Origin of the sequence: Dactylosporangium sucinum, assembly GCF_014647515.1 — a bacterium.
Lineage (GTDB): Bacteria > Actinomycetota > Actinomycetes > Mycobacteriales > Micromonosporaceae > Dactylosporangium > Dactylosporangium sucinum.
In genome coordinates this window covers 86,573-113,525 of sequence record NZ_BMPI01000001.1, presented here as the reverse complement: position 1 = coordinate 113,525, position 26,953 = coordinate 86,573, and the positions used below count along the sequence as shown (strand labels likewise).

Below are 26,953 nucleotides of genomic sequence, written 5' to 3'. Positions count from 1 at the left end.
ACGGGTCGGCGCTACCAGCGCGGGCGGTCTACAGCTCCCAGCGGCTGGCTCGCCACAGCCCACCGGCCACGCACGCGGCGGCGAGCAGCAGCGTCACCACGGTTGCCCGGGTATCGTCGGTGCGCCACTCGGTGAGCTGCAGTTGCTTGGGCAGTGCGATGAAGGCTGCGGGCCCGATGTTGCGGATGCCGGGGATCAGATTGGCGAACGGCACCGCGACAAAGGTCGCGCCGAGCGCGACCGCGATCGTGCCCACCTGTCCGCGCAGGAACATGGCGGCCAGGAAGGTGACCGCAACGGCGAAGACCGCGCCCAGACTGGAGATCAGGATGCCGGTGGCGGTCGCGCGCACGGCCGGCGCGCCGAGCAGCAGGGTCGTTTCGTACGCCGCCGCGACCCCGCCAACGACGCTGGCCGACGCGGCCGCGGCCGCCATCGTCACCAGTCGCGGGACCAGCAGTCCGATCCGACCCGGCACATGGGTCAGATAGAGCGCGGCGAGCGGCGGGTTGGCACGCACCGAGAAGGCGAGGCCGGCGATGACGACGATGACGAGCGTGCCGAGCGTGGTGATGTTGCCGAAGTAGGCGCCCATCCCGTCGGAGGGCTGCGGCTTGGTCACCGTGACCTGGATGTAGCCGTTGCCCGCGGCGCCGCTCAGCAGCTCTCCCAGGTACCGGGTGGCCAGGGGCTCGCCGAAGCCGAGCAGCAGGAAGACCGCAGCCAAGCCGATCCAACGCCCGGTCCGCAACAGCCTCAGCCACTCCAGCCGCCACAGGTTCACGGCTGCACCTCCACCAGGTTCAGAAATACCGTCTCCAGGTCCGCGCCGACCGGATTGAACGCGATGAGTTCCGCACCGCTCGCGCTGATCTCCGCCGGCAGCAGCGTTTCGCCGGCGTGCACACTCGTGGTGTCCACGCGCAGCCCCTGCTCGTGCCGCCGCACCGCGGCCACCCAGTCGAGCCCGCCGAGGCGATCGGCGAGCCGGTCGGCGCCCGCGCGGAGGTGCAGCTGCCAACTCGGTCGGGTGTGCCTGTCCAGGAGCTCGTCGACCGGGCCCTGGTAGATGAGCCGGCCCTCGCGGAGGACGCCGACCGTGTCGGCCACACGCTGGATGTCGGCGAGGATGTGGCTGGAGAAGACCACCGCGTGGTCGCGTCCGAGCGCGGTGATGAGGTTCAGGATCTCGGCGCGGCCCTGCGGGTCCAGGGCGCTGGTCGGCTCGTCCAGCAGCAGCACCTGGGCGCCGGAGGCGAGCACGACGGCGAGGCCGAGCCGCTGCGCCATGCCTCGGGAGAAGCCGCCGACCCGCCGGTCGCGCGCCGCGGTCAGGCCGGCGAGTGCGAGGGCGTGGTCGGTGCCGGTCGTCCCGTTCGGGCTCAGCCGCCGGAACAGTTCGACCGTCTCCGCCGCCGTCAGCCACGGCTCGAAGGCCGGCGTGTCGGGGCACAGCATCACCTGGGCCGTGGTGGACAGCCGGCCGGCGTCGGGGCGGCGTAACCCGGCGAGCAGGGACAGCAGTGTCGTCTTGCCCGCACCGTTGGGGCCGACGAGTCCGTACACCCCGCGGGCCGGCACGGTCAGGTCCACAGCGTGCAGGCCGACGTCGCCGGGAAAGAGCTTCGTTATGGCATGGGTGCGCACGGCCGGGGGTTGCGTCGCGACCGGCCGCGGCCGGTCCACCTCAGGCAGGGCCGGGGTGGCGGTGGGTGGCGGCTCAGCAGTCGTCCGTTCGGAGCGCCCGATGATCAGATACAGCACACCACCGATCGGGATCTGCGCCAGGATGATCAGCGCCCAGACAGCCTTGGGCAGATACTTGGCCGGCCTGCTGATCAGCTGCGCGTAGCAGACGACGATGAACGCCAGCAGCAGCGCGGCGATCGGGAGCCAGACGGCGGGGTTGCGCATCCTCAGATCGCCTCGGGAGGCAGCACGAACAGGCCGGCGACCTTGCCGTCGGGGCTGAAGCTGACCCGTCCCACCTGCTCGCCGACCTCGAACTGCAGCGGTATGTCGACGACGGTGTAGTCGCCGAGCTGGTGGGCGATCGGCTCGCCCATACGCTGCTCGTATCGCCCGCACCGGCCGGCGATCGCGGCCCACGTCGCGGCGACGGAGGCCGCGTCGGGCAGCGCCTCGCTGACCTTGGCGTCGAAGTCGCGGCGCGCCTCCTCCCAGTTGCCCTCGGCGAGGTTGACGAAGAGGGCGACCGCGGCCTCGGTCGCGCCGGGCAGCAGTGCGGCGTTCATCGGGGTGCCGGTGCGTGGGTCGATCGGCCGGCCGAAGCGCTGGAAGGCGGCCTGCCGCGTCGTGCCGAGCACTTCGCCGATCTCCGACCAGGTGTGGCCGGCCTCGCGAGCGGCGTCAACGGCGCCGCGCAGCCTGCTCTCGGCCGCACGCACGGCGTCGAGGGCTTGCCGGAGCGCCTGCAACGGCGATTCGACATCCATGTCGTCAAGCTTCTCTTTACGCGATTCCGTTGTCAAGGAGGTCTTGACGACAGTCTCATTCGCTCGCTGCCGCCGGGCCGCACTGCGACAGGTCGCCCCACAGTATCGGCGCCGACGCCCAGGCCCCGACCGGGACTCCAGGGGCCGACCGCACACCTCGCACGCCGCCGCGTCGCTGTCTGCCATGATCACCCGCCTTTTCGTGCGAACTCTAGCACGAAAAGGAACGCGCGGCGCACGTAATCACGGCTTCCCCCAATCCGTGCGCCGAGTAGTGGCACGGCACAAGCCCATCAAGATCCGGTTACACCGGGTGGCCGGTGAGATCCAACTGGTTTTGAATCGCCGTAGGTTTGATGGCAGGCTATGTTGGTGATGGTCGATGGTGACATCGAGTCGCACGTGCGGCAGATGCGCGAGATCAGCGAAGGCCGTGCCGGGCACGGCGACGGATCGGCCTATGAGCAGGCCACCCGCTACTATCTCGAGCACCTCGCGGATGCCTGTGCGCAGCAGGCTCGGGACAGTCGGCTTGATCTGCCGCCGCGCGTCGATCTGCTGATCTGCATGACCGGGATGTCGCCGCGGCCCGTCGTGCTGGCGTTCAAGATTCTGCGGCCGGCGCGGCTGGTGCTGATCACGTCCGACGCCGCGCAGGACACCATCGATGTCGTGCACGAGAACGTCGTGGCCAGGGGATTGTTGCGTGCCTCGGAGTTTTCTGCGCGGCCCTGTGTGTCCACCGATCCGCTCAGCATCTACCGGATCGTGCGTGAAGAGGTTGACATCGTGGCCCGGCGGCATGACGGGCCGGTCGCCGCCTACATCGACATTACCGGCGGGCGAAAGGTCATGGGGGCCAGTGCGGCATTGGCCGCCTGGCAGTTGAACCTCGGGTTGTCCTATGTCGATGGGGACTACGATCCGGTGCTGCGGCAGGCCGTGCCGGGGTCGGATCGGATGCTCGTGCTCGACAATCCGACCTCGCTCTTCGGCGAACAGGAGATGGACGTCGCCACGCAGGCGTTTGCCAGTGGAAACTTCGAAGTCGCGCGGAGCCGGTTCGCGGTGCTGGCGGAGCGGCTCGTGCAGCCCGGGCTGGCGCGGTTCATGGCGGCGCTTTCCGGGTTGTATCGGGCCTGGTGTGATCTCGACCGTGACGCGATGCCGAAAGCCGTCGCGCAGGTGCGGGCGGCGCTCGGGTCGGCGCGGCGGGACGTGAGCGAGGAGACGGTGCGCACCGTGCACGCCCAGCTGCAGCTGCTCAGCGAGCTGGCGACGGGGGACAGCCGGGCGCTGCTGCTGACGTTCAGCCTGCTCGACGAGCACTACCGCGGGGTCGGGCGCCACGACTTCGCGGCCCTGTTCTCGTACCGCACCATCGAGCACTGCCTGTCGGCGCACCTGAAGCGCAAGTACGGGTTCGCGTGCGACGCGCCGGACTACGCCCGGCTCACGGGCGATCGGGCGGCGCTCGCGCAGCGGTACCGCGACACGGTCAACGCCGTCCGCAACGTCCAGGGGCGGCCCTCGCTGCCGTCGAATCCTGGGCCGTTCGCGGCCGCGGTGCTCCTCAAGGTGATCGACGATCCGCTCGCCGCCGCGGCGGGGCTCGACACCGTCGACGGGCTGCGCGAGCTGGAGCGGCTCGCCAAGGCGCGCAACGCGTCGGTGCTCGCGCACGGTGAGCAGTTCATCTCGCAGCACCAGTCCGAGGAGCTCAACGCCAAGGCGAACGAGGTGCTGCGGGCCTACTGGCGCGCGCACCGCCCGGGCGAGGAGCTGGGCGCGGCGCGGAGTGAGCTGGCGTTCGTGCGGGGCGCGAGCTGACATGGGTGCCGGGCCGTGGCTGGGCGAGTTCCGTGAGCAGCTGCACACCGTGTTCGGCGAGCCGGTCGAGCCGGCGCTCGACCTCGCGGCGTTCGACGCGCTTGCGCACCGGCTGCGGCAGTTCCGGCTGACCACCGAGGACGTCGTCGACGAGCTGCACAAGGGGGTGCTCGGCGGGCGTGCGGAGGACTCGGGCGTGTTCCGGCTGAGCACGCAGCGGCTGGAGATCCGCCTGCACGTCGAGCGATGGCGGCGCACCGGGACCGACATCACGGTGCTGGACCACGCCTCGTTCCGCCGGGATCGGTTGCCCGAGCGGTACGTGCCGGTGAAGCCGGCCCGGGTGACGCTGCACGACCCGGCCGCCGCGCCGCGGTGCGATCTCACCGTGCTCATCCAGGAGCTCGACCGGCGGCGGCTGCGGCGGGAGGCCGAGCGGACGCTGACCCGCGTGCGGCTGACCCCGCGCCGGCAGGCCGAGCTGCGCCACGACGCGCGCCGCCGGTACGGGTCGCTGCGCGCGCTGTTCGAGCTGGCCCGGCAGCAGGCCAGGTTCGGCGACAAGGCGACCGCGCGGGGCGAGGTGGTCGACGGCGCGGCGTGGTTCGGCGCGGAGCACCCCGCCGCGGGCGAGCTCGTCGTCCGGCTCGACGCGCCGGCGCCGTTCGCGGTCGGCGACGACGCCGGGCGGCTCACCGTGTGGCCGTCCGACGACCAGGACGCCGCGATGACCCTGGAAGCGGCGGAGGTCGTCGACGACCTCGTGGTACTCACCCGCCCCGAGCGGCACCGCGACGCCGAGACGGCACGCCGCCGGCTCGGGCCGGGCACCCGGGTGGTCGTGTCGGAGACCGGCGAACTCCGGTACGGGCGCCACGCGCAGGCGCTGCACACGTTCCTGGACGAGCGCACCGTCGGCAACTGGACGGCCCTGGCGACCCTGCTGTGCCGGCCGGAGGACCTGCTGCACCCGCCGCACGAGCCGGTCGCCGAGGTTACCGGGCGGCCGCTGAACCGGGCACAGCGCGAGGCGGTCGCCGGCGCACTCGCGGCGCCACACGCGTTCCTCGTGCAGGGGCCGCCCGGCACCGGCAAGACGCAGGTGATCACCGAGGTCGCGCGCCGCCTGATCGCCCGGGGCGAGCGGGTGCTGCTGACCGCCCCGACCCACGTCGCGCTCGACGAGGTGCTGCGCCGGCTGGCCGACGAGCCGGGTGTGCTGCCGCTGCGGCTGTCGTGGAACGACCGGTATGTCGCCTCCGACGTGCAGCGCTTCACGCTGAGCGGGTACGACGGCGCGGTCGCCGGGGTCCGCACGCCGGAGAACAGCAGGATGGCGCAGTGGCGGGACCGGCTGCGTCAGGTGACGGCGCAGCGTGAGGCGGTCGCCTCGTGGCTGTCGTTGGTACCGCGACACGAAGCGGCCCGCCAGTCCACCGTCGCCGCCCGGCGCACCGCCGCCGACCGGGCCGCGCGGCACGCCGACCAGACCCGGGCCTTCGACGCCCACCTCGAGCACTGGAAGCACACGGCCGGCATGCACTACGCCGAGGCGATGCGGCTGGGCGCCGAGCAGCGCTCCACCTACGAGCGGCGGGTCGCCGTGGAGCGCTCGCGGGGTGCCTTCGGCCGGTTCCTCGACGCGCTCGGCCTCGGCGAGCCGGCCCGGCTGCTCGGCCGGGAACGCCGGCTCGGGCGCCTGCGCGCGGAGGCCTGGGCCCGGCACGAGGGTGCCCAGCGGGAGGCCGACCGGCGCGCGGCCGCACGCGGGTCGTTCCTCGCGCCGATGGCCGAACGGGAGCGCGCCGACCGGGAGAAGATCGCCGCGGCCGAGCGGGACGAGGCGGAGCTCGAGCGGGCCTTGACGCGCGCGGCCGGGCGCCTGGCCGAGCAAGGCCTGCGCGCGGACCCGGCCACCGCGGCTGCGCTGGAGGAGTCGCAGCGCGCGCTGGAGACGCTCATCGAGGTGCAGCAGATGTGGTTCGACACGATCGGGGCCAGCGACGCACACGAGGTCGCGCGCCGCGCGGTGTCCAGCGCCGCCAATCTCATCTGCACCACCACGGTCGGCTTCGGCGGGGCGCGGCCCTTCCGGGACCTCGACTACGACACGCTCATCGTCGACGAGGCCAGCAAGGTGACCGTCGGGGAGTTTCTCATCCCGGCGCAGCGGGCGCGGCGCTGGATCCTCGTCGGTGACGAGAAGCAGCTCACGCCGTACGTCGAGCCCGCCGTCGAGCACCACGTGCACGCCATGGCCGCGATCCACCTCGCCGAGCGGGACGCCGCACCCACGCCGCGGGGCGCCGTGGAGCACCTGGCGTCGCTGTGGCACGCCCTCGACGACCGCGAGCAGCACCCGTTCCGCGTCGACTCCGTGGACCGCATCGCGCGTCGGCTGCTGTCGAGCGGCGCGTGGGCGGAGGCGCACCGCAAGGTGTACGCCGACCAGATCTCGCACGTCGCCGGCGCCGCGGACGACCCCGAGCGCACGCTGCTCGCGTCGATGCGGGAGCACCTGGTCAGCAGTCTCTTCGAGCGGTGCGTGGCTCGGACGCCGGAGGACACCGGGCCGCGGCGGCGCCTCGTCGAGCAGCGGCGCATGACACCCGGGATCGCGGAGCTGGTGCGGATGCCGGTGTACGACGGCGAGTACGTCTCGCCGCCCGCCGACGACCCGCTGCTGCCGCAGCCGCTGCTCACCCCGTCGTTCCGCGCACCCGTGGTCTTCCTGGACACCTCCAGCCAGTCGTGGCCGTGGGACGACCTGCCGGAGGGCACCACCAGCTTCGTCAACCATCTCGAGGCCGACTGGGTCGCCGGGGTCTGCCGCACCTGGAACGACGAACTCGGCGCGCTGGGCGTGCCGGGCCGCACCACCATCAGCGTGCTCGCGTTCTACGGCGCGCAGGCGCGGCTCATCCGCGGGCGGCTGGGCCATCCGCGGTACGCCGGCTTCCCCAACCTCGAGTTCCGTGTCGTCGACTCGATCGACCGCATCCAGGGCCAGCAGAGCGACATCGTCGTCATCTCGTTCTGCCGCACGTTCGGCCGGCCGAAGGACCGCACCCGCCGGCCCAACCCGCGGGCGGTGCCGCCGCCGAGGTGGGGGCCGTGGCTGCAGAACATCAACCGCCTCAACGTCGCCTGTACAAGGGCGCGGCGCTCGCTGGTGCTCGTCGGCCACCGCCCGACCCTGCGCGCCCTCAACGGCGTGCCGGAGGCGGAGGCGTTCTACCGCGGCCTCTTCGGCCTGCCACCGGACGTGCTGGAGGTCAACGTCGACTGGGACGGTTCGTGACCAGGTACGCGCGGGCGGCCGCCGCGCCGCCGGACGACCGCCCCGGCGTGCAGGTCACGTGGGCCCGGCTGCCCGTCCTGTGGTGGCGCGACGTCGCCGTGACCACCCGCGAGCCCGTCGAGCTCAACGAGGTGGACACGTTCACGATCGCGGCGGTCGAGCGCCTCGGCCGGCTGAGCGCCGAGGCGTTCGAGGCGTTCACCGGCCTGCCGCCACTGATCTTCGCCGGCATCGCGCGGCGCCTGCACAGCCTGGCGCTGCTCGACTGGCGCGACGGGGCGCTGCGTCCGTTCACCGGTGCGGCGCGGCCGACCGAGGCTCCCGCGCGGTCGGGGACCGCGACCATCGACCTGCTGTACCTGCCCACGACCGATGACCTCGTGGTCGTGGGGGAGGGGCTGGGCGAGTGGGAACGCCGGGTCCCGAAGGTCTCCGTCGCCGCGCCGCTGCCCGAGCGCCTGCACCGGGTCAGCGTGCGGACCCTGCTGTCCGAGCGGATCGCGGCGCGGCGGGTGGCGAACCTGCCGGAGAACGTGGTCGGCCTGCCCGACGGCGCCGACGAGCCCCTGACGGCGATGGCCGGCGCCGACCGGACCCCACCCCTGCCGATGTGTCCAGTTGTCGAGGTTGCCGCGACGGTACTGCAGGACGGCGCCCGCCCGACCGTGCGCGTCGACGTCGCCTGCGGCTCCGGCAAGGCGGTCACCGTCGACCTGAGCGGCGCCGCCGGGCTCGTGGCGCGGTGGTCGGCGCTGGCCGCGGACCTCGCCGCCGAGCCGGGCGACGCCGAGGCGGCCATGCGGGCGATCGGCCTGACCGAGCCGCCCTGGCCGGCGCCGCGCCGCGACGGGCCGGGCCGCTGGCGGGTGACCGTCGACGGCGCGCAGGCCCGCGCGCTGGCCGGGACGGGCCTGCTGACCGCCCCGATCGGCCTGGAGGTGCGCCACACGCACGCCCGCATCGTGGCGGCGGTGCGGCTCGCGCCCGGCGACGCCGAGGCCGCCGCGATGATCGATCTCGACGCCGCGCTGCAGAAGGCGCTGCAGGACGGCGTGCCCGCCCACGACGCGGCCGAGCGCGGACGCCTGATGGCCCGGGCCTGGCAGCTGCGGTACTTCCCGCTGGTGCACGCCATGCGCGAGGCCGAGGACTTCGACTATGCCTGACCTCGATCTGGGCGCGACCCGGTCCGACGAGGGCTTCTTCCTGCTGCGCGGCGCCGGCCAGCGGCCCTTCGAGCCTCCGGCCGGCAACGGGTCGGGCTGGCGCTTCTGCGGCACCTTCCGCGACTCGCCGCCGTCCCTGCGTGACGCCGTGCTCGACCTCATCCGCAACGCCCGGCGGAAGGTCTTCGTCACCAGCTTCATCCTCGGCGACGACGAGCTGATCGACGCCCTCGCCGAGACCGCACGCAGGCTGACCGGCGGCGTGTACGTCATCAGCGAGCTCAGCGAGGACAGCCTGCGCCGGGGCCTCGCGCAGCTGGCCGAGCGCGGCGACGTCGGCCAGAAGGTGGAGGCCGAGAAGAAGCGCTTCGTCTCCCTGGTGCACCAGGGCATCGCGGTGCGCGGCCACGAGAACTGCCACGCCAAGTTCGTGGTCGTCGACGACGAGGTTGCCTGGGTCGGCAGCGCGAACCTCGAGACCCGCGCGTTCACCCTCGTCGGCGAGGCGGGCGTCGTGCTCGACGACCCGCGCTCCGTCGCGGCGCTGGCGCGGATGTTCGCGCACATGTGGACAGTTGGCTGCCGCTACGAGCTGCCGTCGTTCGACAGCGGGTACCGCGTCAGGGACCGCGGCGGCGAGCGCTCACCGGCGGCGTTCACCGCCCCGGCGTCGTCGGTCGTGTGGACGGACGGTCCTGCGGCGGCCGGCCTGCACCGCAACCTCCTCGACGTCATCGCCGGCGCCCGCCGCGACCTGGTGCTCGCCTCGTTCTCCCTCAACCGCCTGGACGAGCACCCCGACCTGCTCCTCGACCCGCTGGCCGCCGCCGTCGCGCGCGGCGTGCGGGTGCGGTTGTTCGTCCGCGCGATGAACGACCGCGACCGCCACCGCCGTCAAGCCGGTCTCCTGCACGACCTCGGCGTCGAGCTCGTCGCCGACGATCTGAACCACGCCAAGGCCGCGGTGGCCGACGGCGAGCGCGGCCTGCTGTTCTCCGCGAACTTCGACGCCGAGCACGGCCTGCGCCCCGGCACCGGGATCGAGGTCGGCGCCCGGCTGGACGGCACGCCGGCCCTGCCGGAGCTGTCCCGCTATCTCGAGCACGCGATGGACTGCGCGACGCGGCGGTACATCCCGACGCCCACGACCCGCCAGCTCCACGACGGCCTGGCCGCGCATTGGCAGACCCCGTGGTCGCACGGCGAGACCCTCGAGGTGTCGTGCCCGCCGGACCTGTGGCGCGCCCTGGCCGCCGCACCGGGCCCGGCGCTGTGGTTCCAGCAGCCCGGCGCCCCGGTCGAGGTCGCGCTCGGCACCCTGCGCCTGACCGTGCGACCCGACGGCGTCTCGGTGAGCGACGGCGCCGCGATGCTGGACCTCGCCCAGTGGATGCGCTTGCCCGCGGGCAAGGCGAAGCGGGGCTTGTGCCCGGCCCGCCTCCTCGCTCGCTGATGTGCCGCCCTCCGATCGGCAAATGCGACCGTCCCGCACCGGGTCCTACACGACGGCGTTCACGATCTGCTCGGAGAGGGACTGCCATTTGGCGTAGGCGTCCGGGAACGCCGATACCTGAACGGTCTGCGCCGCCACGGTGACGGCCAGCTGCTCCCAGCCGTTGACCTTCACCAGCGCCGCGTAGAACAGGCGCGCGGACTGGTGCGGGTCCATGAGCTGGGCGACGGGTCCCCAGCTGGGCCGCTGCTGGAACAGGCCGACGGAGTCGTGGTCGGTCCCGACACCCTCGTTGGGCAGCTTCAGCGACGCGGGAACGTTCGGGTTCGCCAGCACCTGCAGGTGGCTCTCCTGCAGCGCGGTGGCGATCGCCACGACGAACGCGCGCGACGGCAGGTTCATCTGCTGGCCGGCCTCGATGATGGCGACCGCGTTGTTCATCTCGGCCTGGGTCAGCCCGCCGACCGGTGCGTGCACGGTCGGCTTCGACGCGGCGGGCGCCGGTGCCGCCGATGTCGCCTTCGGCGTCGGTACCGCCGCCTTCGGGACCGCCGTTGTAGGCGCCTGCGTCGCCGACGCCTTCGGCTGGGCGCCGGCCGAGGACGCCGGCTGCGGGCTGGGCGGGTCCGCCCTGCGCTGTTCGCCGCGGGCCGCGCGGTTCTCGGTGGCCGCCGAGCGGTCCGGTTCGCCCACCGCGACCGTGTCGGCCCGGATCACGGGATCCGGCCGGCTGGCCGACGACATCGACACGAACACGGCGCCGATCGCCGCGGCGGCGATGGCCGCCCCGGCCGAGTACAGCGCGATGCGCGGCCGGCCCGCCCCGGCGTGCCGGCCGCGGTGGTCGCGCCGCAGGTGACGGGGGCCGCGCCGGTGCGCGGCGCCGGGCCGCTCATCGTCGGTCTCGCCGGCCGGTGCGGTGGTTGAATGATCAGGGTTTGGGTACGTCACGGGAACCTCGACAGGCCGATCCGGGCAGCAGCCACCGGCCCGGCGGCAAGCCGGGCTCGGCATGAGAGGACGGCAGCATCCACCGGCTGTCCAGAATGGACAGTCGTGCAGGGGGAGCTGTGGGCGTGCCGAACGAGAGGCGTCGGGTGCCGCGGCGGCTACCGCGGAAACTCGTGACCGGACTACGCCGGCGGATCGGCTCCTTGGCCGCGGGTCGAGACGGGGCGGCGACTGTTGCGCCGGGCGAGGGTCTGCACTCGATGCTCCTTCCGAAACCGCCTACCGGGTTAGCTGACGGATTCGGGCGGGAAGATCGCCCTACCTCGAGGCGGAGCGCCTCGTGGATTCACCCCAGTTGTGCTTGGTTCCCCGGCTCGTGCGAGCACGACTCAGCGGGCCCATCGTGACGTCGCCCTGAGAGCGGCGACGGCCATCCACGGTGAGCCCACTGACCATAACGTTTCTGCATCGGCAGGAGAACCCCCTGATGGGAAGTGCCAGCGGGCACGCGGCGGGCAGGCATTGCGCCAGCGGACGCCGGCATCGACGCCGGTCGCAGGGTATGCGGTCCAGCCACTCCCATACCCAGCGGCGAGCGGTGCAATCGCGGCCTGCCTCACAGTAACTTCACGGGCGACGGCGGCCGTGTGGACAGGCGGGCTGGCTACCGTTGAGCCATGTCCACGGCACTCCCGCCGGTCGACGAGACAGCTCGAGGCGTCGGATCCCGTTGGTCAACGACCTTCCGCCGCGTGCTGCGCGGCCGGGAGGGGGACCCGATCTGGGCCAGGCCCGCGCTCGCCATCCTGCTCGTCGTCGCCGCGCTGCTGTACGGGTGGGGGCTCGGCGCGTCCGGGTGGGCCAACTCGTTCTACTCGGCGGCGGCCCAGGCCGGCTCGACCAGCTGGAAGGCGTGGTTCTTCGGGTCGTTCGACGCCGCGAACTTCATCACCGTAGACAAGACCCCGGGCGCGCTGTGGGTCGCCGGCCTCTCGGTACGGCTGTTCGGGCTCAACCCGTGGAGCATCCTCGTGCCGCAGGCGCTGGAGGGCGTGGCGACGGTCGCGTTGCTGTACGCGGTCGTGCGCCGGTGGTTCGGGCCGGGCGCGGCGCTGCTGTCCGGGGCGGTGCTCGCGACGACTCCGGTGGCGACGCTCATGTTCCGGTACAACAACCCCGACGCCCTGCTGATGCTGGCCCTCGTCGCCGGCGCATACGCGATCGTGCGGGCGGTGGAGGACGCGCGCAGCGGCTGGCTGGTGCTCGCCGGGGCCTGCGTCGGCTTCGGCTTCCTCACCAAGATGCTGCAGGCGCTGCTCGTCCTGCCGGCGTTCGCCCTCACCTACCTGATGTTCGCGCCGACCCCGGTCGGGCGCCGGGTCCGGCAGCTGCTGCTCGGCGGGGCCGCGATGGTCGCGTCCGCCGGCTGGTGGGTGGCGATCGTCGAGCTGACGCCGGCACGGTTGCGCCCGTACGTCGGCGGCTCCACCGACGACAACGTCCTGCAACTGGCCTTGGGGTACAACGGCTTCGGCCGGCTCACCGGGAACGAGATCGCCGGATTCGACGGGCGGCGCCTCGGCTTCGACGGGCCCGGCTGGGGCCGGATGTTCGACGCCACGACCGGCGGACAGATCGCCTGGCTGCTCCCCGCCGCCCTGGTGCTGTGCGTGGCCGGCTTCGTGCTGGCGGGCAGGAGCGCCGCGGCACCCACGCAGGCCGGACGGTGGCGGGCCGCGTACGTGCTGTGGAGCGGGTGGCTGGTGGTGACCGCACTGGTCCTCAGCCTGATGCACGGCATCTTCCACCCGTACTACACGCTGGCGCTCGCCCCGGCGGTCGCGGCGCTGGCCGGCATGGGCGTACACACCCTGTGGCGACTGCGTTGCGACCGGGCCGGCTCGCGCCTGCTGGCCGCGGTGGTCGCCGGCACCGCCGCCTGGTCCTGGGTGCTCCTCGACCGCAGCGCCGCCTTCCAGCCGTGGCTGCGGGCCGTGGTCGTGGTGACGGGTCTGCTGGCGGCGGCCGCGCTGGCCTGGTCCGCGCGCCCGGCTCGGCACGACCGCCGCTCGACGGCAGTGCTTCCGGCGCTCGCCGCGGCCGCCGCCCTCGTCGCCGTCCTCGCCGGTCCGGCGGCGTACTCCCTGCAGACCGTCGCGGCGCCCCGATCCGGGCCGCTCGTGTCCGCGGGGCCCGTTATGCCCGGCATCCGCGGCGGGCGGGGCGGCGGCATCGACGGTCCCTGGCCCGACGTGGGCATCCGAGGCGGCGGGCGCACCACCGGCGCGATCAGCATGGCGCGACTGCTCGCCGACCGTGCACCCGACCCGCGGGTGCGCGCGCTGCTGACGCGCGATGCCGGTGCGTACACCTGGGTCGTCGCGACGATCGGCTCGCGCGGTGCGGCGACCTATCAGCTGGCCACGGGGCGGCCCGCGATGGCGGTCGGTGGCTTCAGCGGTACCGACCCGACGCCCACGCTCGCCCAGTTCCAGCGCGACGTCGCCGCCAAGCGGATCCACTACTTCATCGCCGATCCGTTCGCCCGCGTCTTGGCCGGCACCCGCCCGAGCGACAGCGCCCGGATCGCCGACTGGGTGCAGCACAACTACCCGGCCACCACGACCGACGGCGTCACCATCTACGACCTGTCGAGGTGAGACGGTGACCGATGTCCGACCTCCGCGCGCGACCACCCAGACGCGCGACACCCGGTCCGGCCTCCAGGCGCCGGTCCTCGACATCGTCATCCCCGTGTACAACGAGGAGACGGACCTGGGGCCGGGCGTGCGGCGGCTGCACGCGAACCTCACCGGGACGTTCCCGTACCCGTTCCGGATCACCGTCGCCGACAACGCCAGTACCGACGCCACGCTCGACGTCGCCCGCACGCTGGCCGCCGAGCTGCCCGAGGTGGCCGTCCTCCACGTGGCCGAGAAGGGGCGTGGCGGCGCGCTGCGGGCGGCGTGGACGGCGTCGGACGCCGCGGTGCTGGCCTACACCGACGTCGACCTGTCCACCGATCTGGCGGCGCTGCTGCCCCTCGTCGCGCCATTGCTGACCGGCCACTCCGACCTGGCCATCGGCACCCGCCTGTCCGACGGCGCGCGCGTCGTCCGCGGCGCCAAGCGTGAGTGGCTCTCCCGCTCGTACAACCTGCTGCTTCGTGGCACGCTGGCCGCCCACTTCTCCGACGCGCAGTGCGGGTTCAAGGCGATCCGCAAGGACGTGGCCGACCAGGTGCTCCCGCTCGTGCGGGACACCGGCTTCTTCTTCGACACCGAGCTGCTCGTGCTGGCCCAGCGCGCCGGCCTGCGCATCCACGAGGTGCCCGTCGACTGGGTCGACGACGCGGACTCCAGGGTCGACATCCTCCCCACCGCCGTCGCCGACCTCAGGGGCATCGCGCGGCTGGTCGAGGGGGCGATCACCGGCCGGCCCTCCCTCACCGCGCTGCGGGCCCAGTTCGGCCGCGGGTCGCTGCCGCTGCCCATCCCCGGCGTACCGCGAGGGCTGCCCCGTCAGCTGGCGCGGTTCGCGATCGTCGGCGTGCTCAGCACGCTCGCCTATCTCGCGCTGTACGCCGTCCTGCGCCCGGACACCGGGGCGCAGGCGGCGAACCTGGCGGCACTGCTCATCACGGCGGTCGGCAACACCGCCGTCAACCGGCGCCTGACGTTCGGCGTCCGAGGCCGGGCACACGCCGTGCGCCACCAGTTCCAGGGCCTGCTGCTCTTCGTGCTGGGACTCGGCATGACGAGCGGATCGCTCGCCGTGCTCAACCAGGTCAGCCAGCATCCGACCCGCGTCCTGGAGATGGGCGTGCTCGTCGTGGCCAATCTCGCCGCCACCCTGGCGCGATTCGTCCTCATGCGTGGGTGGGTATTCCGCGCCGCGCACTGACAGGCGGTGACCCATGAGCTTGAACCGCAGCACCATCTGTATCGCGGCCGTGGTCGCGGTGCTCCTCGCCCTCGTCCTCGGCACCGGCGCCGGACTCTTCGACGGCGTACCGCTGCTGAGCCCGGCCGCCGCCACCGCGATCGAGCTGCTCGCCCTCGCTGCCCTGGTCGGCTCGTGGGCGCGCCGGGACCCGCGCTGGCTGTCGCGCACCCTGCCGCTGCTGTGGGGCTTCGCACTGGTGCTCACCGTCGCGACGGTGGTGACACTGCGGGTGACCGCGACGATCCGCGACCGCTACCCGCCGGTCTTCGCCGCCTGGTTCGCCCTCGCGGTGGCGGCCATCGCCGGGGTGCCGCTCGCGCTGTCCCGCCCGGGCCTCCTCCGCCGGATCGCCGCCGTGTGCGCGGTGCCGCTGACCATCGCGGGCGGTCTGCTGGTCGTCAACCAGGCCTACGCCGTCTGGCCGAATGTCGGCGACCTCCTCGGCCACACGCATGCGCTGGGGGACGGCGAACTCGACCGGACGCTGCGGGCGCCACCGCCGCAGGTACGCGAGAGGGGCGTGCTCGGCTCGTACGACATGCCGGCGACGGTCTCACATTTCCAGCACCGCCCCGGATACGTGTACCTGCCGCCGGCCTACTTCACCGCCGACCGCCCGAACCTGCCGGTGGTGGTGATGCTGGCCGGCGTGCCGGGCTGGACCAGCCAGTGGCCGCAGGCGGGTGATGCGGTGACCACCGCCGCCCGCTACGCCGCCGCGCACCATGGAGTCGCGCCGGTACTCGTCTTCGTCGACCAGAACGGCGGGACGCACCGGGACACGGAGTGCGTCGACGGGACGCTCGGCAACGCCGAGACCTTCCTCACCGCCGACGTCCCCGCGTTCGTCACCGGAGCGCTGCACCTCCGGCACGACGCCGCGACGTGGGCCGTCGTCGGCTTCTCCGAGGGCGGCACCTGCGCGGCCGATCTCGTGCTCCGCCACCCCGACGTCTTCCGGCACCTCGTCGACCTGGGCGGCGAGGCGCGGCCGACCCTGCGCGGCCCGCGCCTGACCCTGCACACACTGTTCGACGGCTCCGCGGCCGCCGAGCGCGCCCATGACCCCGTGCACCTGCTCGCCACTCGCCGGTACGACCAGGTCAGCGCCTGGTTCGCCGCGGGCGCCGACGACCCCGGAGGCATCGTCACCGCCCGTCAGCTCGCGCGGGCGGCGGCCGCGGCGGGTGTCACGTGCCACGAGTTCACCGGCGACGGCGGGCACAACTGGCAGTTCGCCCGCACGGCCTTCGCGCGGGTCCTGCCACAGCTCGGACAGGACCTCGGGATTCGCTGACCGGACGCCCTCATCGGCATCGCCGGCGGTGTCAAGCTCACCCCGGCCCCGTTCATCCTCTACCGCTGTTTCGCGGCATTCGTCCGCGGGAAGGGTCGCCGAGCGCTGCACGGCGGCTGGACGGGTCGCCCGGCACTCATCGGCGGAACGGAACACGGCCACTTCGATGCGGAGGCCGAACGGGAGGAGTTGTGAGCGCAGCGGAGCTTGCCACCACGGGCATTCGCGCCGAAGAGCCCGCCGAGCTGTCGGGATCGACACCTCGCCGAGTCGTCTATCGCCCGCCCGGTTGGCTGTTGCCGGTCGGTTGCGCGGCGCTGGTTGTCTCGGCAGCCGCCCTGTTCTGGGCCAACAGGCATTTCAGAATCTTCAACGGGATGGACGCGCTCGTCTATCGGCGCGGCACCGAGGATCTGTGGCACGGGCGATCGCTCTACGAACTGAAGCACGGCTTCCTCCCATTCACCTACCCTCCCGTGGCCGCGGTCTGCTTCACACCCATGCGGCTCCTGTCGCCGTACCTGGCGGCGCAGGCGCTGAGCGCGGCGTCATTGTGCTGCCTGCTCCTGATTGTGTGGATCGGCCTCGGCATGCTCGGTGTCGCCAAGGGGCGGGGACGGGCCGGCCTAGCCGCCTGCGTCACCGCGGCCGCCATGTGGCTCGAGCCGACGATGAACAACTTTCAGTTCGGCCAGATCAACATGGTCCTGCTGCTGTTGGTGATCGGCGACATGGCGACATCGGACCGCCGCTGGTACAAGGGTCTCGGCGTGGGGCTGGCGACCGGCGTCAAACTCGTCCCGGGCTTGTTCATCGTCTACTTCCTGGCGACCAGGCGGTGGCGCGCGGCCGCGGTCGCCACCGGAGCCTTCGCCGTGAGCATCGCCGTCGGCTTCGTTGCCACGCCGCACGACTCGATCGAGTACTGGTCCAGCATCGGCGCGTCGGCCGATCGCATCGGCGAGGCAACGCAGTTGTGGTACGTCGCGAACCAGTCGGTGCACGGTCTCTTGCTGCGAACCGTCGGCGCGACGCACGGGGCTGATCGACTCTGGTTGGTCAGTGCGGTCGTCGTCGCCGCCAGTGCGGTGTGGCTCGCTGCCCGCGCGCACGCACTTGAGAACGAGCTCCTGGCAACGGTGCTCGTGTGCCTCGGCGGCGCGCTCGTGTCACCGGTCTCGTGGACGCACCACTGGGTGTTCGCGATCCTGCTCGTGCTGGTGCTGGCGGACGCCGTTCGGCGGTGGTCCAGCCCCCTCCGCCGGTCCGCGCGGGCATGGTACACATGCCTCGCGGTTCTCGTCCCGTTCGTCTTCTTGGCGTGGCCCGCCCCGTCGGGCCGGCTCGGCGGACCGGCACCACAGGGACTCGTGTTCCTGGCCCCGAACCTCAACTCTCCGCTGCCGGGCAAGGCGCCGGAGCTGCACTGGACGTGGTCGCAGCACCTGATCGGCGAGGCGTACACGATCGTGGGTCTGCTCTTCCTCATCGTGTGCGCGGTGCTGCTGCGCCGCACCGGAGGCGCTGTTGCGCCGGCCGATCGGAAGGCACGTCGGAGCCAACGGGCGCCGGCCTCCGGTTGGCGGTGGCGAGGTCGCCGAACGCCGTAGCTTGCCGCCCACGTCGGAGCGGGAAAATTCGATTCGACCGGTGTGCACCCGCGTATAGAGTCGAGCGGTGATCGAGGTGCGTGACCTGGCCAAGCACTTTCGGGTGCATCGGCGACAACCAGGGCTGCGCGCCGCGTTCCGCGCCCTCGTCCATCGCGAGCACGTCACCGTCCACGCGGTTGATCAGGTCAGCTTCACGATTCCCACGGGCGAGGTCGTCGGCTTCCTGGGCCCCAACGGTGCCGGCAAGACGACCACGCTGAAGTGCCTGACCGGTCTGCTGCATCCCACCGTCGGCAGCGTGCGGGTGCTCGGGCACACCCCGCACCGCCGGGAACCCGCCTTTCTGCGCCGGATCTCACTGGTCATGGGCCAGCGCAACGCGCTGTTCTGGGACCTGCCCGCCGCCGACGCCTTCGAGGTCAACCGGGCGATCTACGGCCTCACCGGGGCGGCCTACCGCTCGGCCCTCGATGAACTGGTCACCCTGCTGGACCTGGAGCCGCTGCTCACCAAGCAGGTCCGGGTGCTCAGCCTCGGCGAGCGGATGCGCTGCGAGCTCGCCGGAGCGCTGCTGCACCGGCCGGACGTGCTCTTCCTCGACGAGCCGACGCTCGGCTTGGACGTCAACGGCCAGGCGGCGGTGCGCGCGTTCCTGCGCGACTACAACGCCCGATACGGCGCCACCGTCCTGCTCACCAGCCACTACATGGGCGACGTGACCGCGCTGGCCCGCCGGGTGCTGGTCATCGACCGCGGCACCCTGCGCTTCGACGGCGACCTTGCCGCACTGGTCGAGGCGCACTCGCCGCACCGACTGATCCGGGTCACCCTCCGCGAGGCCGTCCCGGCGCAGACCTGGGTGGGCTTCGGCGAGGTGTCCGCCGCCGACGGCGCGGTGGTCACCTTGGTGGTGCCGCGCGCCGAGACGGCCGCGGTCGCGGCCCGGCTGCTGGCCACCCTGCCGGTCGAGGACGTCGCGATCGAGGACCCTCCGGTGGAGGACATCATCCGGGCGGTGTTCACCCATGCGTGACGTGCTCGCCGCATACCCCGCACTGGTGCGCAGCGCGACGCTGGTGGCAGCCACCTACCGGGGCCGGGTCGCACTGTCGGTGCTCACCGGCTTCTTTCCGCTGCTGACGATGGCGGTGTGGCTCACCGTGGTGGCCGAGGGCGGCCCACCGGCGGGCTGGACCACGGGAGACTTCTTGTCGTACTACGGGGCGGCGACACTGCTGTGGAATCTCTCCGGCGATCGCGTCGTGTGGCAGTGGGACGCGGACATGCGCAGCGGTGATCTGTCCGTGCGGCTGTTGCGCCCCGTGCACCCCTTCCACCAGTACGCCACCAGCGACCTCGGCCACCGGGTGGTGTTCCTGACGGTGCTGGTGCCGGCCCTGGCGATCGCCGCGCTGCTGGTGCCGGGCCTGGACTACCCGATCGGTCCGGTCCGGCTGGCCGCGGTCGCCGTCGCGCTGGTCCTGGCGTACGCGGTCGGCCTGCTCATGGCGTCGACGTTCGCATTGATCGGGTTCTGGAGTACCCAGACGTCCAGCGTGTGGCTGCTGTGGTGGGGCCTCGGCTCGTTCACCTCCGGCTGGGTCGCCCCGTTGGCGCTGATGCCGGACTGGCTGCGCACAGTGGCGGTGGTGCTGCCGTTCCGCACCGCGATGGGCTTCCCGATCGAGTTGCTGATGGGCCGCCTCGACGCCCGCCAGACTGCGTACGGCTTCATCGTCGGGCTCGGCTGGCTCGCGGCGTTCGCCCTGCTGTACCGGATTGTCTGGCGGCGCGGCGTGCGCCGCTACCAGGCGGTGGCCGGATGAGCGGGTGGACACGCCACGCGCGCATCCTGGGGATCTGCTGGCGGGCGGCGGTGGCCGGCGAGGCGGAGTACCGGCTGAATTTTGTCTCCAACGTCGCGCTCAGCATGTTCTGGATGCTGTGGGCGGCAGCCGGCGCGTCGGTGTATTTCCGGTTCACCGGCGCCGTGGCCGGTTGGACCCACGCCGAGGTTCTCGTCGTCATCGGCCTGTTCTTCGCTCTCAACGGCCTACGCCAGGTGTTGTTGCAGCCCAACCTGGAGCGGATGACCGACTACGTGCGCCTCGGGACGCTCGACTTCCTGCTGACCAAGCCGTTCGACGCGCAACTGCTGGTGAGCCTGCGCCATCTGAGGGTCAACAACCTGCTCGACCCGGTACTGGGCCTGAGCCTGGCCACCACCGGGGTCGTGCTGTCCGGCCGCGGCGTGTCGGTGGCCGCATTGGCCTCGTTCCTGCTGCTGCTGGCTTGCGCCGTGCTGCTGATGTATGCCCTGACCGTGACGATGATGGCGCTCTCGGTGGTGCTGGTGGGCGCCGAGGAGCTCGGCCGGGTCACCTTCGCCTTCCTCGAGCTGTCCCGTTTCCCGGTGGAGCTGTACCGCAACCCGGTGCAGGCCGTCCTGACGGTCGTGCCGATCGCGTTCCTCACCACCTACCCGGCCGCGGCGTTGCTGGGCCGGCTCGACGCGTACCTGCTCCTGCTCGCCCCGGCGGTGGCGGCCTGCGCGGTCGTCGCAGCCACGCTGGCCTGGCGCCGCAGCCTGCGCTCGTACACCGGCGCGAGCGCCTAGCGGGCGATGGCCAGCCCTGTCGCTGCGAGTGCAGAACCGGCGCAGGCGCTCGCCACCGCGCTCGGGTGGTCGTACTTCCAGAACGCCGACACCGCCATGCTGAGCCGCTACCCGATCACCGCCACCACGCCCACCGTCGCCGGTTCGGCGCTCGCGGCCCGGATCGACCTCGGCTCCCGCTCGCTACGGCTGTGGAGCGCCCACCTCGGGTACACACCCTACGGCCCCTACGACGCGTGCTTCGGCCACCTGACGGTGCAGCAGCTGCTCGACCGGGAGGCCTACTCCGGCCGCACCGGGCAGATCAACGACATCCTCGCCGCGATGGCACCCGACCTCGCCGCGTCCGCGAGCACCCCGGTCCTGCTGACGGGCGACTTCAACGCGCCGTCACACCTGGACTGGACGGCCGCGAACGCCCGCTGCGGGTACGGCGCCGTCCCCTGGCCCACCTCCACAGCGCCCGCCAACGCGGGCCTCACCGACTCCTACCGCCAGGCCCACCCCGACCCGGCACGCGACCCGGGCAACACCTGGTCCGCGGTCGACAAGACCTTCGCCGGCGGGTATGGATACGACGCCCACAAGGGCGAGCCGGAACCACAGGATCGCATCGACTTCATCCACTACCGCGGCCCGCTGACCGTCCTGTCCTCCGACGCGCTCTGGGAAGGCACCCCGTCCCAGTCCGACCCGTCAGGCAACGCCTGGCCCTCCGACCACGCCGCCGTCCTCACCGTCTTCGCGGTCAGCTGACCCAGCCGGTTCTCCGCACGCCGGCAACAACTTCGGCCGGTGCTGTGCCGCACGCCGCGGCACAGCACCGGCGCGGTGTCAGCTGAGCCGGAGCGGTAGCGGTGTGGCGCCGAGGGTGGAGACTTCGACCGCGGTGCGGACCTTCGTGGTGTAGCCGGCCTTGGACGCGGTCAACGTGTAGGTACCGACGGGTGCGGTGATGCGGTAGTAGCCCGCGGCGTCGGTCGTGCCGGTGAGCCCGCCGCCGGCATTCACCGTGACGCCCGAGATCGGCGCGCCGCCGGTGGTGGTGACCCGTCCGATGATCGTCGGCGCGCTGACCGGGCTCGCGCCGATGGTGACGGTGATGACGGTGTACGAGTGTGCCGGGAACGTGTAGTCGAAGCTCGCCCCGACGCCGGTGATCGTGCTGGTGGCGGTCTGGATGAGACCGGGGTTCTGCCAGGTGTTCTGGTCGAGGTAGCCGGGCGAGGTCACCGTGGCGACGCTCGCCGTCGACCCGATCGTGCCGGCGCCGGCGAGGTTGATCGTCGAGGTCTGCACGGCGGCGGGGTCGCGGTTGACGACCGACAGGTACAGTTTCGTGCCGTCGGCCGACCGTGTGGTCGTGACGTCGAGCATCGCAACGCCGCTTCGGGCGGGCAGGTTGCCCAGCGCGGGGGCGTTGTACGTGGGGCCGGTGACGGCGGTGTCGAGCAGCAGCGGGCCGCGCTTGGTGGCGGCCAGCTGCTGCACCAGGTACCCCGGCGTGACGAAGCTGCCGCGGTTGGCCAGCCGGATCGCGCTGCCGTCCCAGAAGTTCACCAGCGCCGACGCGCCGTTGAGCTCGTTCGCGTCCGCCCGGCGCATGAACAGGTTGAGCAGTCCGGCCTCCTGCAGGGCGCCTTCGAGGGTCCGCGTGCGGCGGTGCTCCTCGTTGAAGTACATCGCGTTGTGCTCGGTGACGGCGAGTTTGATGTCGCGGCCGCCGCCGCTGGCCAGGATGGTGTCGGTGGCGGTGGCCATGCGGTCGCCGATGACCGTGGGTGCACCGACCGACGCCCGGTAGACGGTCAGGTTGTCGTAGTTGGCGGGCAGCGGCTGCGGGCTGTAGTAGTGCACCGAGAGGTGGTCCATCCGGCTGCCCGAGGTGGTCAGGACCGTGGTGTTCCAGGTCTGGTCGTTGTTGGTGCCGTCGCCGCCCTCGGCGATGAACGCGATCGTGGGGTCCTTCGCGGCCATCGCGTCCCGGAAGGTGTTGTAGCTGGCGGCGTAGTTCGCCGCCGACGTCCAGCCGGGCGTCCACGAGCCCCAGACCTCGTTGCCGATCTCCCAGGTGTGGACGTTCCACGGCTGACTGCGGCCGTTGGCGGCGCGCTGCGCGCCGTAGGTCGTGGCCGCGCTGCCGTTGGTGTACTCCACCCAGTTCGCGGCCGTCGCCGGGGTTCCGCGGCCCCAGTTCACGTTGAGATAGACCGGGATCGCGAGGGCTGCGGCCAGCGCGAGGACCTCGTCGGTGCCGACGTCGTTGGTCAGCCAGAGCGCGTCCCACTGGTTGTAGTGCATGGGCGGGCGGTTGTCGCGCGGGCCGATGCCGTCGGTGAAGGTGTAGCTGTCGGCGATGATGCCGCCGGGCCAGCGGATCGCGCCCGGCTTGAGCGCGGTCAGCGCGTCGACGAAGTCCTTGCGCCAGCCGCCCAGGGTCACCTCGGCCGGGTCGAGCGGCATGACGCTGACCATGTCGATCCACAGCGTTCCGGTGCCGGCGGTGCCGAGGAACAGTTTCGCGTAGGCGTCGGTGGTGGTCGGGGTCAGGGTCGCGGTGAACTTGGTCCAGCCGGAGCCGACTCCGCTGAACGTCGCGGACGCGTACGCCGGATAGCTCGCGCTGTCGCCGACGTCCGGGCCGAGCGTGACGGTCACCGGGCTGCTCAGTGCGGTCTGTTTGAGATAGGCGCTCACCTGGTAGGCGCGGCCGGCGGTGACGGCGATGGCGCCCTGGCTGAGGCCCTTGCGGCCGGTGGTGTGCTGGGTGATGTCGATGCGTTGGGCGTAGGTGCCGTTGTAGCCGGTCCGGTCCTGGCTGTAGACGGCCTGGTCGGCGTAGCCGTCCTCGGCCCAGCCGTCGGTGCGCCACCAGGTGAGGTAGTCCCACTTGGTGACGGACGTGCCCCAGCCGTAGAGGAAGGCCGAGTAGTCGCCGTTCGGGACGGCTGTGGTGGCGGTGAGGCTGTATGCGAGCCGGCCGTTGGCGAAGAAGTTCAGCGTGCGCCCGCCGCCGGTCCACCGGCCGACCTCGATGCGCAGGACCACGGGCAGGCTGATCGCCGGGCCGGTCCACGGGGCGACACCGTCGCCGAAGACGCGCAGCGTCCCGCCCTCGACGCCGAACTCGACGTACTTGGAGAAGTCGCCGCGCCCGGTGCCGCCGTAGATGTTGAGCAGGCCGTTGGTGCCGGTGTACGAGTCGAGCTTGGCCTCGACGGTGTAGTCGTAGGCGTCGGCCTCGGCGACCGGTTGGGACATGATGCCGTAGCGGCTGTTCGCGGCGCCGTTGATCACCATCTCACTGTTGGACATGCTGGAGGTGCCCCAGCCGCCGGCGAGGGTGGAGTTGGTCCATGCGGCGCTGATGCCCGGCCCGCCTTCGAAATGGTTGTCCCAGCGGTCGAGCATGTGCACCTGCCGGACACTGACGGAGTCCCAGGTCGTCGTCGAGGTGCCGTAGCCGTACAGGAACAGCCGGAAGTCCGGTGCGGGCACGTCGAACCGGGTGGCCAGTTCGTGAACCTTGGTGCCGTTGAGGTAGAACCGGAACAGCCGCCCGTTCGACCAGTACGGGCTGATCTGGACGGTCAGCGTGGCGGGCAGGGTGACCGCGCCGCCGGTGAAGTTGCCGGTGCCGTCGCTGGTGAAGACGCGGGCGACGCCGGCCTCGACGCCGAACTCCATGAACTTGCTGAAGTCCCCCGCGCCGGTGCCGCCGTAGATGTCCAGCAGCCCGTTGGTACCGCTGAGGCCGGTCAGCCGGGCGTCGATCGTGGTCCAGTCGGTCGAGCTGTTGCGGATGTGGTCCGACAGCACCCCGTAGCGGGAGTTCGGCCCGCCCGTGACGGTGAGGGTGCCGCCGCCGACGGCGACCGTGCCGTTGGTGGCCCCTTCCAGCCGCGTAGGTGTCCACCGGGGGGAGAGGGCCGTTCCTTCGAACGCGTCATAGGTCGCGTCCGGGGTCATGGTGAGGTAGTCGGCGGTAACGGCGCCACTCCAGCCGTAGAGGAAGGCGCGATAGGTGCCGGGCAGGCCGGTGAAGCCGGACAGCGTGTGCACGAGCGTACCGTTGTAGTAGAAGCCGAGCGTACGGGCGGTGCCGGCCAGCCCGGAGACGTCGACGCGCAGGGTGGCCGGGGTCGTTGCGGCGCCGCCGGTCCAGGCGGGCTGGCCGTCGGCGAAGACCTTCAGCACGCCGCCCTCGATCGCGAACTCGGCGAAGTGGCTGAAGTCGCCGGCTCCGGTCCCGCCGTAGACGCTCATGATGGCGTTGGCTCCGGTGTACGAGATGATCCTCGTCTCCACGCTCACGGTCGCGTACCGGCTCTCCGGGACCGGGTTGCTCATGATCCCGTACCGGCCCGGCGCACCCGCGGTGACCAGCGCACTTCCGCCGGTCACGGCGACGGTGCCGGCGGGCGCGCCGTCGAGGCTCATCGGCGTCCAGCGGGAGGCATCCAATGCGGACCCGTTGAAGCCGTCGTAGAGGGTGCTGCGGGCCGACGTCACCCGCTCCGTCTCGAAGGAGCGGTCGGCGACACGTTCGGCCCAGGCGCCGTTCATCTCGTCGGACGCCCACTCCATCATCTGGCCGGTGACACCGGGCTGGACCACGCCGATCGGCGCGCTCGCGTCGACGGAGATGACGTTGGCGCCGACGGCGGCGGCCGATTCGGGGATCGCGGTCACGGCCGCGACGAGACACAGGACGGACAGGGTGCGCAGTAGCGGGCGGTGGCGGTGCATGGCGTCTCCTTCGCTGGGAGTCCGCTGCCCTGGGTCAGGCGGCGGGTGCGAGGCGGAGCATGGTCCAGGAGACCGGCGGGAGCGCGGCGGTGAGCTCGCCGTCGGTCAGGGTGCTGGCGTTGCCGGTTCGCGGCTGGATGCGGTCGGGGTCGGCGGCGTTGTTGGTGTGCAGCAGTTCGCCGGGGACACCGCCGAGGACGAGGTGCTCGACGATCCGCAGGCCGGGCAGTGCCCGCAGGTGAGCGGTGAGCGTGACGGCGTCGGTTTCGCTGCGGTTGACCGCGAGGACCGTCACGTGACCGGTCTCGGGGTCGTGGGTGGCGACGACATCGGCGACCGGCACGTCACCGTGCTGCGCCGTGTCGTAGGTCGGGGTGACCGGCTCGACGCGCAGGACGGTGCCCCGGGCGTGCCGGGCCGTGAGCGCGAACGGGTGGAAGATCGTCTGCCGCCACGCCGGGCGGTCGGGTTCGGCCCGGATCGGGGCGATGATGTTGACCAGCTGGGCGAGGCACGCGACGCCGACCCGGTCGGCGTGCCGCAGCAGGCTCATCAGCAGCGACCCGACCACGACCGCGTCCTCGACGGTGTACTCGTCCTCGATGAGTCGCGGCGCCTGCGCCCATTCGAGGTTGGTGTGTCCGGCGAACCGGCTCTCGTACCAGATGTTCCACTCGTCGAAGGAGAGCTTCAGCCGCTTGCGGGAACGCCGCTTGGCGGCGACGTGGTCGGCGGTGGCGATGACGCCGTCGATGAACCGGTCCATGGCCAGGCCGGAGGAGAGGAACCCGGCCCGGTCCTCGCCGTGCTTCTCGAAGTACGCGTGGAGCGAGATGAAGTCGACGTGCTCGAAGGTGTGGTCGAGGACGGTCGCCTCCCAGGAGCCGAAGGTGGGCATCCGGTCGTTGGAGCTGCCGCAGGCGACCAGCTTGATGCCGGGGTCGACCTGCCGCATCGCCTTGGCCGTCTCGGCGGCGAGGGCTCCGTAGGCGTCGGCGCTCTTGTGGCCGACCTGCCACGGGCCGTCCATCTCGTTGCCCAGGCACCAAAGCTTGATCCCGTGCGGGTCGGCGACGCCGTGCGACCGGCGCAGATCGGACCAGTAGGTGCCGCCCGGGTGGTTGGCGTACTCGAGCAGGTCGCAGGCTTCCTGGATGCCACGGGTACCGAGATTGACCGCCATCATCGGCTCTGCGCCGGCGCGACGGGCCCAGGTCATGAATTCGTTGAGCCCGAAGGCATTGGTCTCCACCGACCGCCACGCCAGGTCCAGCCGGCGGGGGCGGTCGGCGACCGGGCCGACGCCGTCCTCCCACCGGTACCCGGAGACGAAGTTCCCGCCGGGGTAGCGCACGACGGTGATGCCGAGCTCCCGGACGAGGTTGAGCACGTCGAGACGCAGCCCGTCGGTGTCGGCGTCGGCGTGGCCCGGTTCGAACACACCGCCGTAGACGCACCGGCCCATGTGTTCGACGAACGAGCCGAACAGGCGCGGGTCCACGGCGGCGACGCCGAAGGCGGGGTCGAGCGTGACGGTGCAGCTGAGCACGACGGTACTTCCCATCTGGTTCGAGG

General features: G+C 72.1%; 18 protein-coding genes and 1 riboswitch. Of the genes, 12 read left to right on the top strand and 6 right to left on the bottom strand.

Annotated elements, in window-relative coordinates; genetic code table 11:
* Positions 1 to 28 precede the first annotated feature (28 nt).
* The 3 genes from IEZ31_RS00445 to IEZ31_RS00435 are packed head-to-tail and all read right to left on the bottom strand — an operon-like array spanning position 29 to position 2,456.
* Positions 29 to 784 (bottom strand): hypothetical protein, encoded by a 756-nt coding sequence (locus IEZ31_RS00445; RefSeq protein WP_190247650.1) that lies wholly within the window; start codon positions 782 to 784, stop codon positions 29 to 31.
* The gene (locus IEZ31_RS00440; RefSeq protein ID WP_190247649.1) at positions 781 to 1,914 is read right to left on the bottom strand and encodes an ATP-binding cassette domain-containing protein; all 1,134 of its coding nucleotides are present in this window, start codon (positions 1,912 to 1,914) and stop codon (positions 781 to 783) included. The genes IEZ31_RS00445 and IEZ31_RS00440 overlap by 4 nt, the downstream gene beginning before the upstream one ends.
* Before the next feature lie 2 nt (positions 1,915 to 1,916).
* Complete coding sequence (locus IEZ31_RS00435; protein ID WP_190247648.1) at positions 1,917 to 2,456, bottom strand: DUF3887 domain-containing protein; 540 nt, start codon at positions 2,454 to 2,456, stop codon at positions 1,917 to 1,919.
* Positions 2,457 to 2,831: 375 nt separating this feature from the next.
* On the opposite strand from IEZ31_RS00435, the gene IEZ31_RS00430 reads away from it, so the two are divergent.
* Genes IEZ31_RS00430 through IEZ31_RS00415 form a run of 4 tightly spaced genes read left to right on the top strand, consistent with a single transcriptional unit; the run spans position 2,832 to position 10,206 of the window.
* Positions 2,832 to 4,286 carry a TIGR02710 family CRISPR-associated CARF protein gene (locus IEZ31_RS00430; RefSeq protein WP_229833919.1) on the top strand — a complete coding sequence of 485 codons (1,455 nt, stop codon included), beginning with the start codon at positions 2,832 to 2,834 and terminating at the stop codon, positions 4,284 to 4,286.
* Position 4,287: 1 nt separating this feature from the next.
* Positions 4,288 to 7,587 (top strand): DEAD/DEAH box helicase, encoded by a 3,300-nt coding sequence (locus tag IEZ31_RS00425; RefSeq protein WP_190247646.1) that lies wholly within the window; start codon positions 4,288 to 4,290, stop codon positions 7,585 to 7,587.
* The gene (locus IEZ31_RS00420) at positions 7,584 to 8,753 is read left to right on the top strand and encodes a hypothetical protein (RefSeq protein ID WP_190247645.1); all 1,170 of its coding nucleotides are present in this window, start codon (positions 7,584 to 7,586) and stop codon (positions 8,751 to 8,753) included. The genes IEZ31_RS00425 and IEZ31_RS00420 overlap by 4 nt, the downstream gene beginning before the upstream one ends.
* Positions 8,746 to 10,206: a phospholipase D-like domain-containing protein gene (locus IEZ31_RS00415; protein WP_190247644.1), complete on the top strand. Its 1,461-nt coding sequence runs from the start codon at positions 8,746 to 8,748 to the stop codon at positions 10,204 to 10,206. The genes IEZ31_RS00420 and IEZ31_RS00415 overlap by 8 nt, the downstream gene beginning before the upstream one ends.
* Before the next feature lie 45 nt (positions 10,207 to 10,251).
* On the opposite strand, the gene IEZ31_RS00410 is transcribed toward IEZ31_RS00415, so the two are convergent.
* The gene (locus tag IEZ31_RS00410) at positions 10,252 to 11,157 is read right to left on the bottom strand and encodes a hypothetical protein (protein ID WP_190247643.1); all 906 of its coding nucleotides are present in this window, start codon (positions 11,155 to 11,157) and stop codon (positions 10,252 to 10,254) included.
* Positions 11,158 to 11,418: 261 nt separating this feature from the next.
* Positions 11,419 to 11,562: riboswitch (cyclic di-AMP (ydaO/yuaA leader) on the bottom strand.
* A gap of 272 nt (positions 11,563 to 11,834) precedes the next feature.
* On the opposite strand from IEZ31_RS00410, the gene IEZ31_RS00405 reads away from it, so the two are divergent.
* The 8 genes from IEZ31_RS00405 (at position 11,835) to IEZ31_RS00370 (ending at position 21,385) form a co-directional block, all read left to right on the top strand.
* Entirely contained in the window at positions 11,835 to 13,817 is a 1,983-nt protein-coding gene (locus IEZ31_RS00405; protein ID WP_190247642.1) for a glycosyltransferase family 39 protein, read from the top strand.
* An 82-nt stretch (positions 13,818 to 13,899) separates the two neighbouring features.
* Positions 13,900 to 15,060 (top strand): bifunctional glycosyltransferase family 2/GtrA family protein, encoded by a 1,161-nt coding sequence (locus IEZ31_RS00400; RefSeq protein ID WP_229833916.1) that lies wholly within the window; start codon positions 13,900 to 13,902, stop codon positions 15,058 to 15,060.
* 13 nt (positions 15,061 to 15,073) lie between these two features.
* Entirely contained in the window at positions 15,074 to 16,399 is a 1,326-nt protein-coding gene (locus tag IEZ31_RS00395) for an alpha/beta hydrolase (protein WP_190247640.1), read from the top strand.
* A 191-nt stretch (positions 16,400 to 16,590) separates the two neighbouring features.
* Positions 16,591 to 18,009, top strand: a complete 1,419-nt coding sequence (locus IEZ31_RS00390; protein ID WP_190247639.1) for a glycosyltransferase 87 family protein — start codon at positions 16,591 to 16,593, stop codon at positions 18,007 to 18,009.
* A 67-nt stretch (positions 18,010 to 18,076) separates the two neighbouring features.
* Positions 18,077 to 19,045, top strand: coding sequence for an ABC transporter ATP-binding protein (locus IEZ31_RS00385; protein ID WP_190247638.1), 969 nt, complete (start codon positions 18,077 to 18,079; stop codon positions 19,043 to 19,045).
* Positions 19,038 to 19,838: an ABC transporter permease gene (locus IEZ31_RS00380; RefSeq protein ID WP_190247637.1), complete on the top strand. Its 801-nt coding sequence runs from the start codon at positions 19,038 to 19,040 to the stop codon at positions 19,836 to 19,838. The genes IEZ31_RS00385 and IEZ31_RS00380 overlap by 8 nt, the downstream gene beginning before the upstream one ends.
* Complete coding sequence (locus tag IEZ31_RS00375; RefSeq protein WP_190247636.1) at positions 19,835 to 20,629, top strand: ABC transporter permease; 795 nt, start codon at positions 19,835 to 19,837, stop codon at positions 20,627 to 20,629. Before IEZ31_RS00380 ends, IEZ31_RS00375 begins: the two co-directional genes overlap by 4 nt.
* Positions 20,630 to 20,635: 6 nt before the next feature.
* Positions 20,636 to 21,385 (top strand): endonuclease/exonuclease/phosphatase family protein, encoded by a 750-nt coding sequence (locus IEZ31_RS00370; protein WP_190247635.1) that lies wholly within the window; start codon positions 20,636 to 20,638, stop codon positions 21,383 to 21,385.
* Positions 21,386 to 21,463: 78 nt separating this feature from the next.
* Here IEZ31_RS00370 and IEZ31_RS00365 read toward each other — a convergent pair whose 3' ends face one another.
* A complete protein-coding gene (locus IEZ31_RS00365) occupies positions 21,464 to 25,378 on the bottom strand; it encodes an alpha-L-arabinofuranosidase family protein (RefSeq protein ID WP_190247634.1) in 3,915 nt (1,304 codons plus the stop codon).
* A gap of 34 nt (positions 25,379 to 25,412) precedes the next feature.
* Complete coding sequence (arfA, locus tag IEZ31_RS00360; RefSeq protein ID WP_190247633.1) at positions 25,413 to 26,942, bottom strand: arabinosylfuranosidase ArfA; 1,530 nt, start codon at positions 26,940 to 26,942, stop codon at positions 25,413 to 25,415.
* Between the last annotated feature and the right edge of the window lie 11 nt (positions 26,943 to 26,953).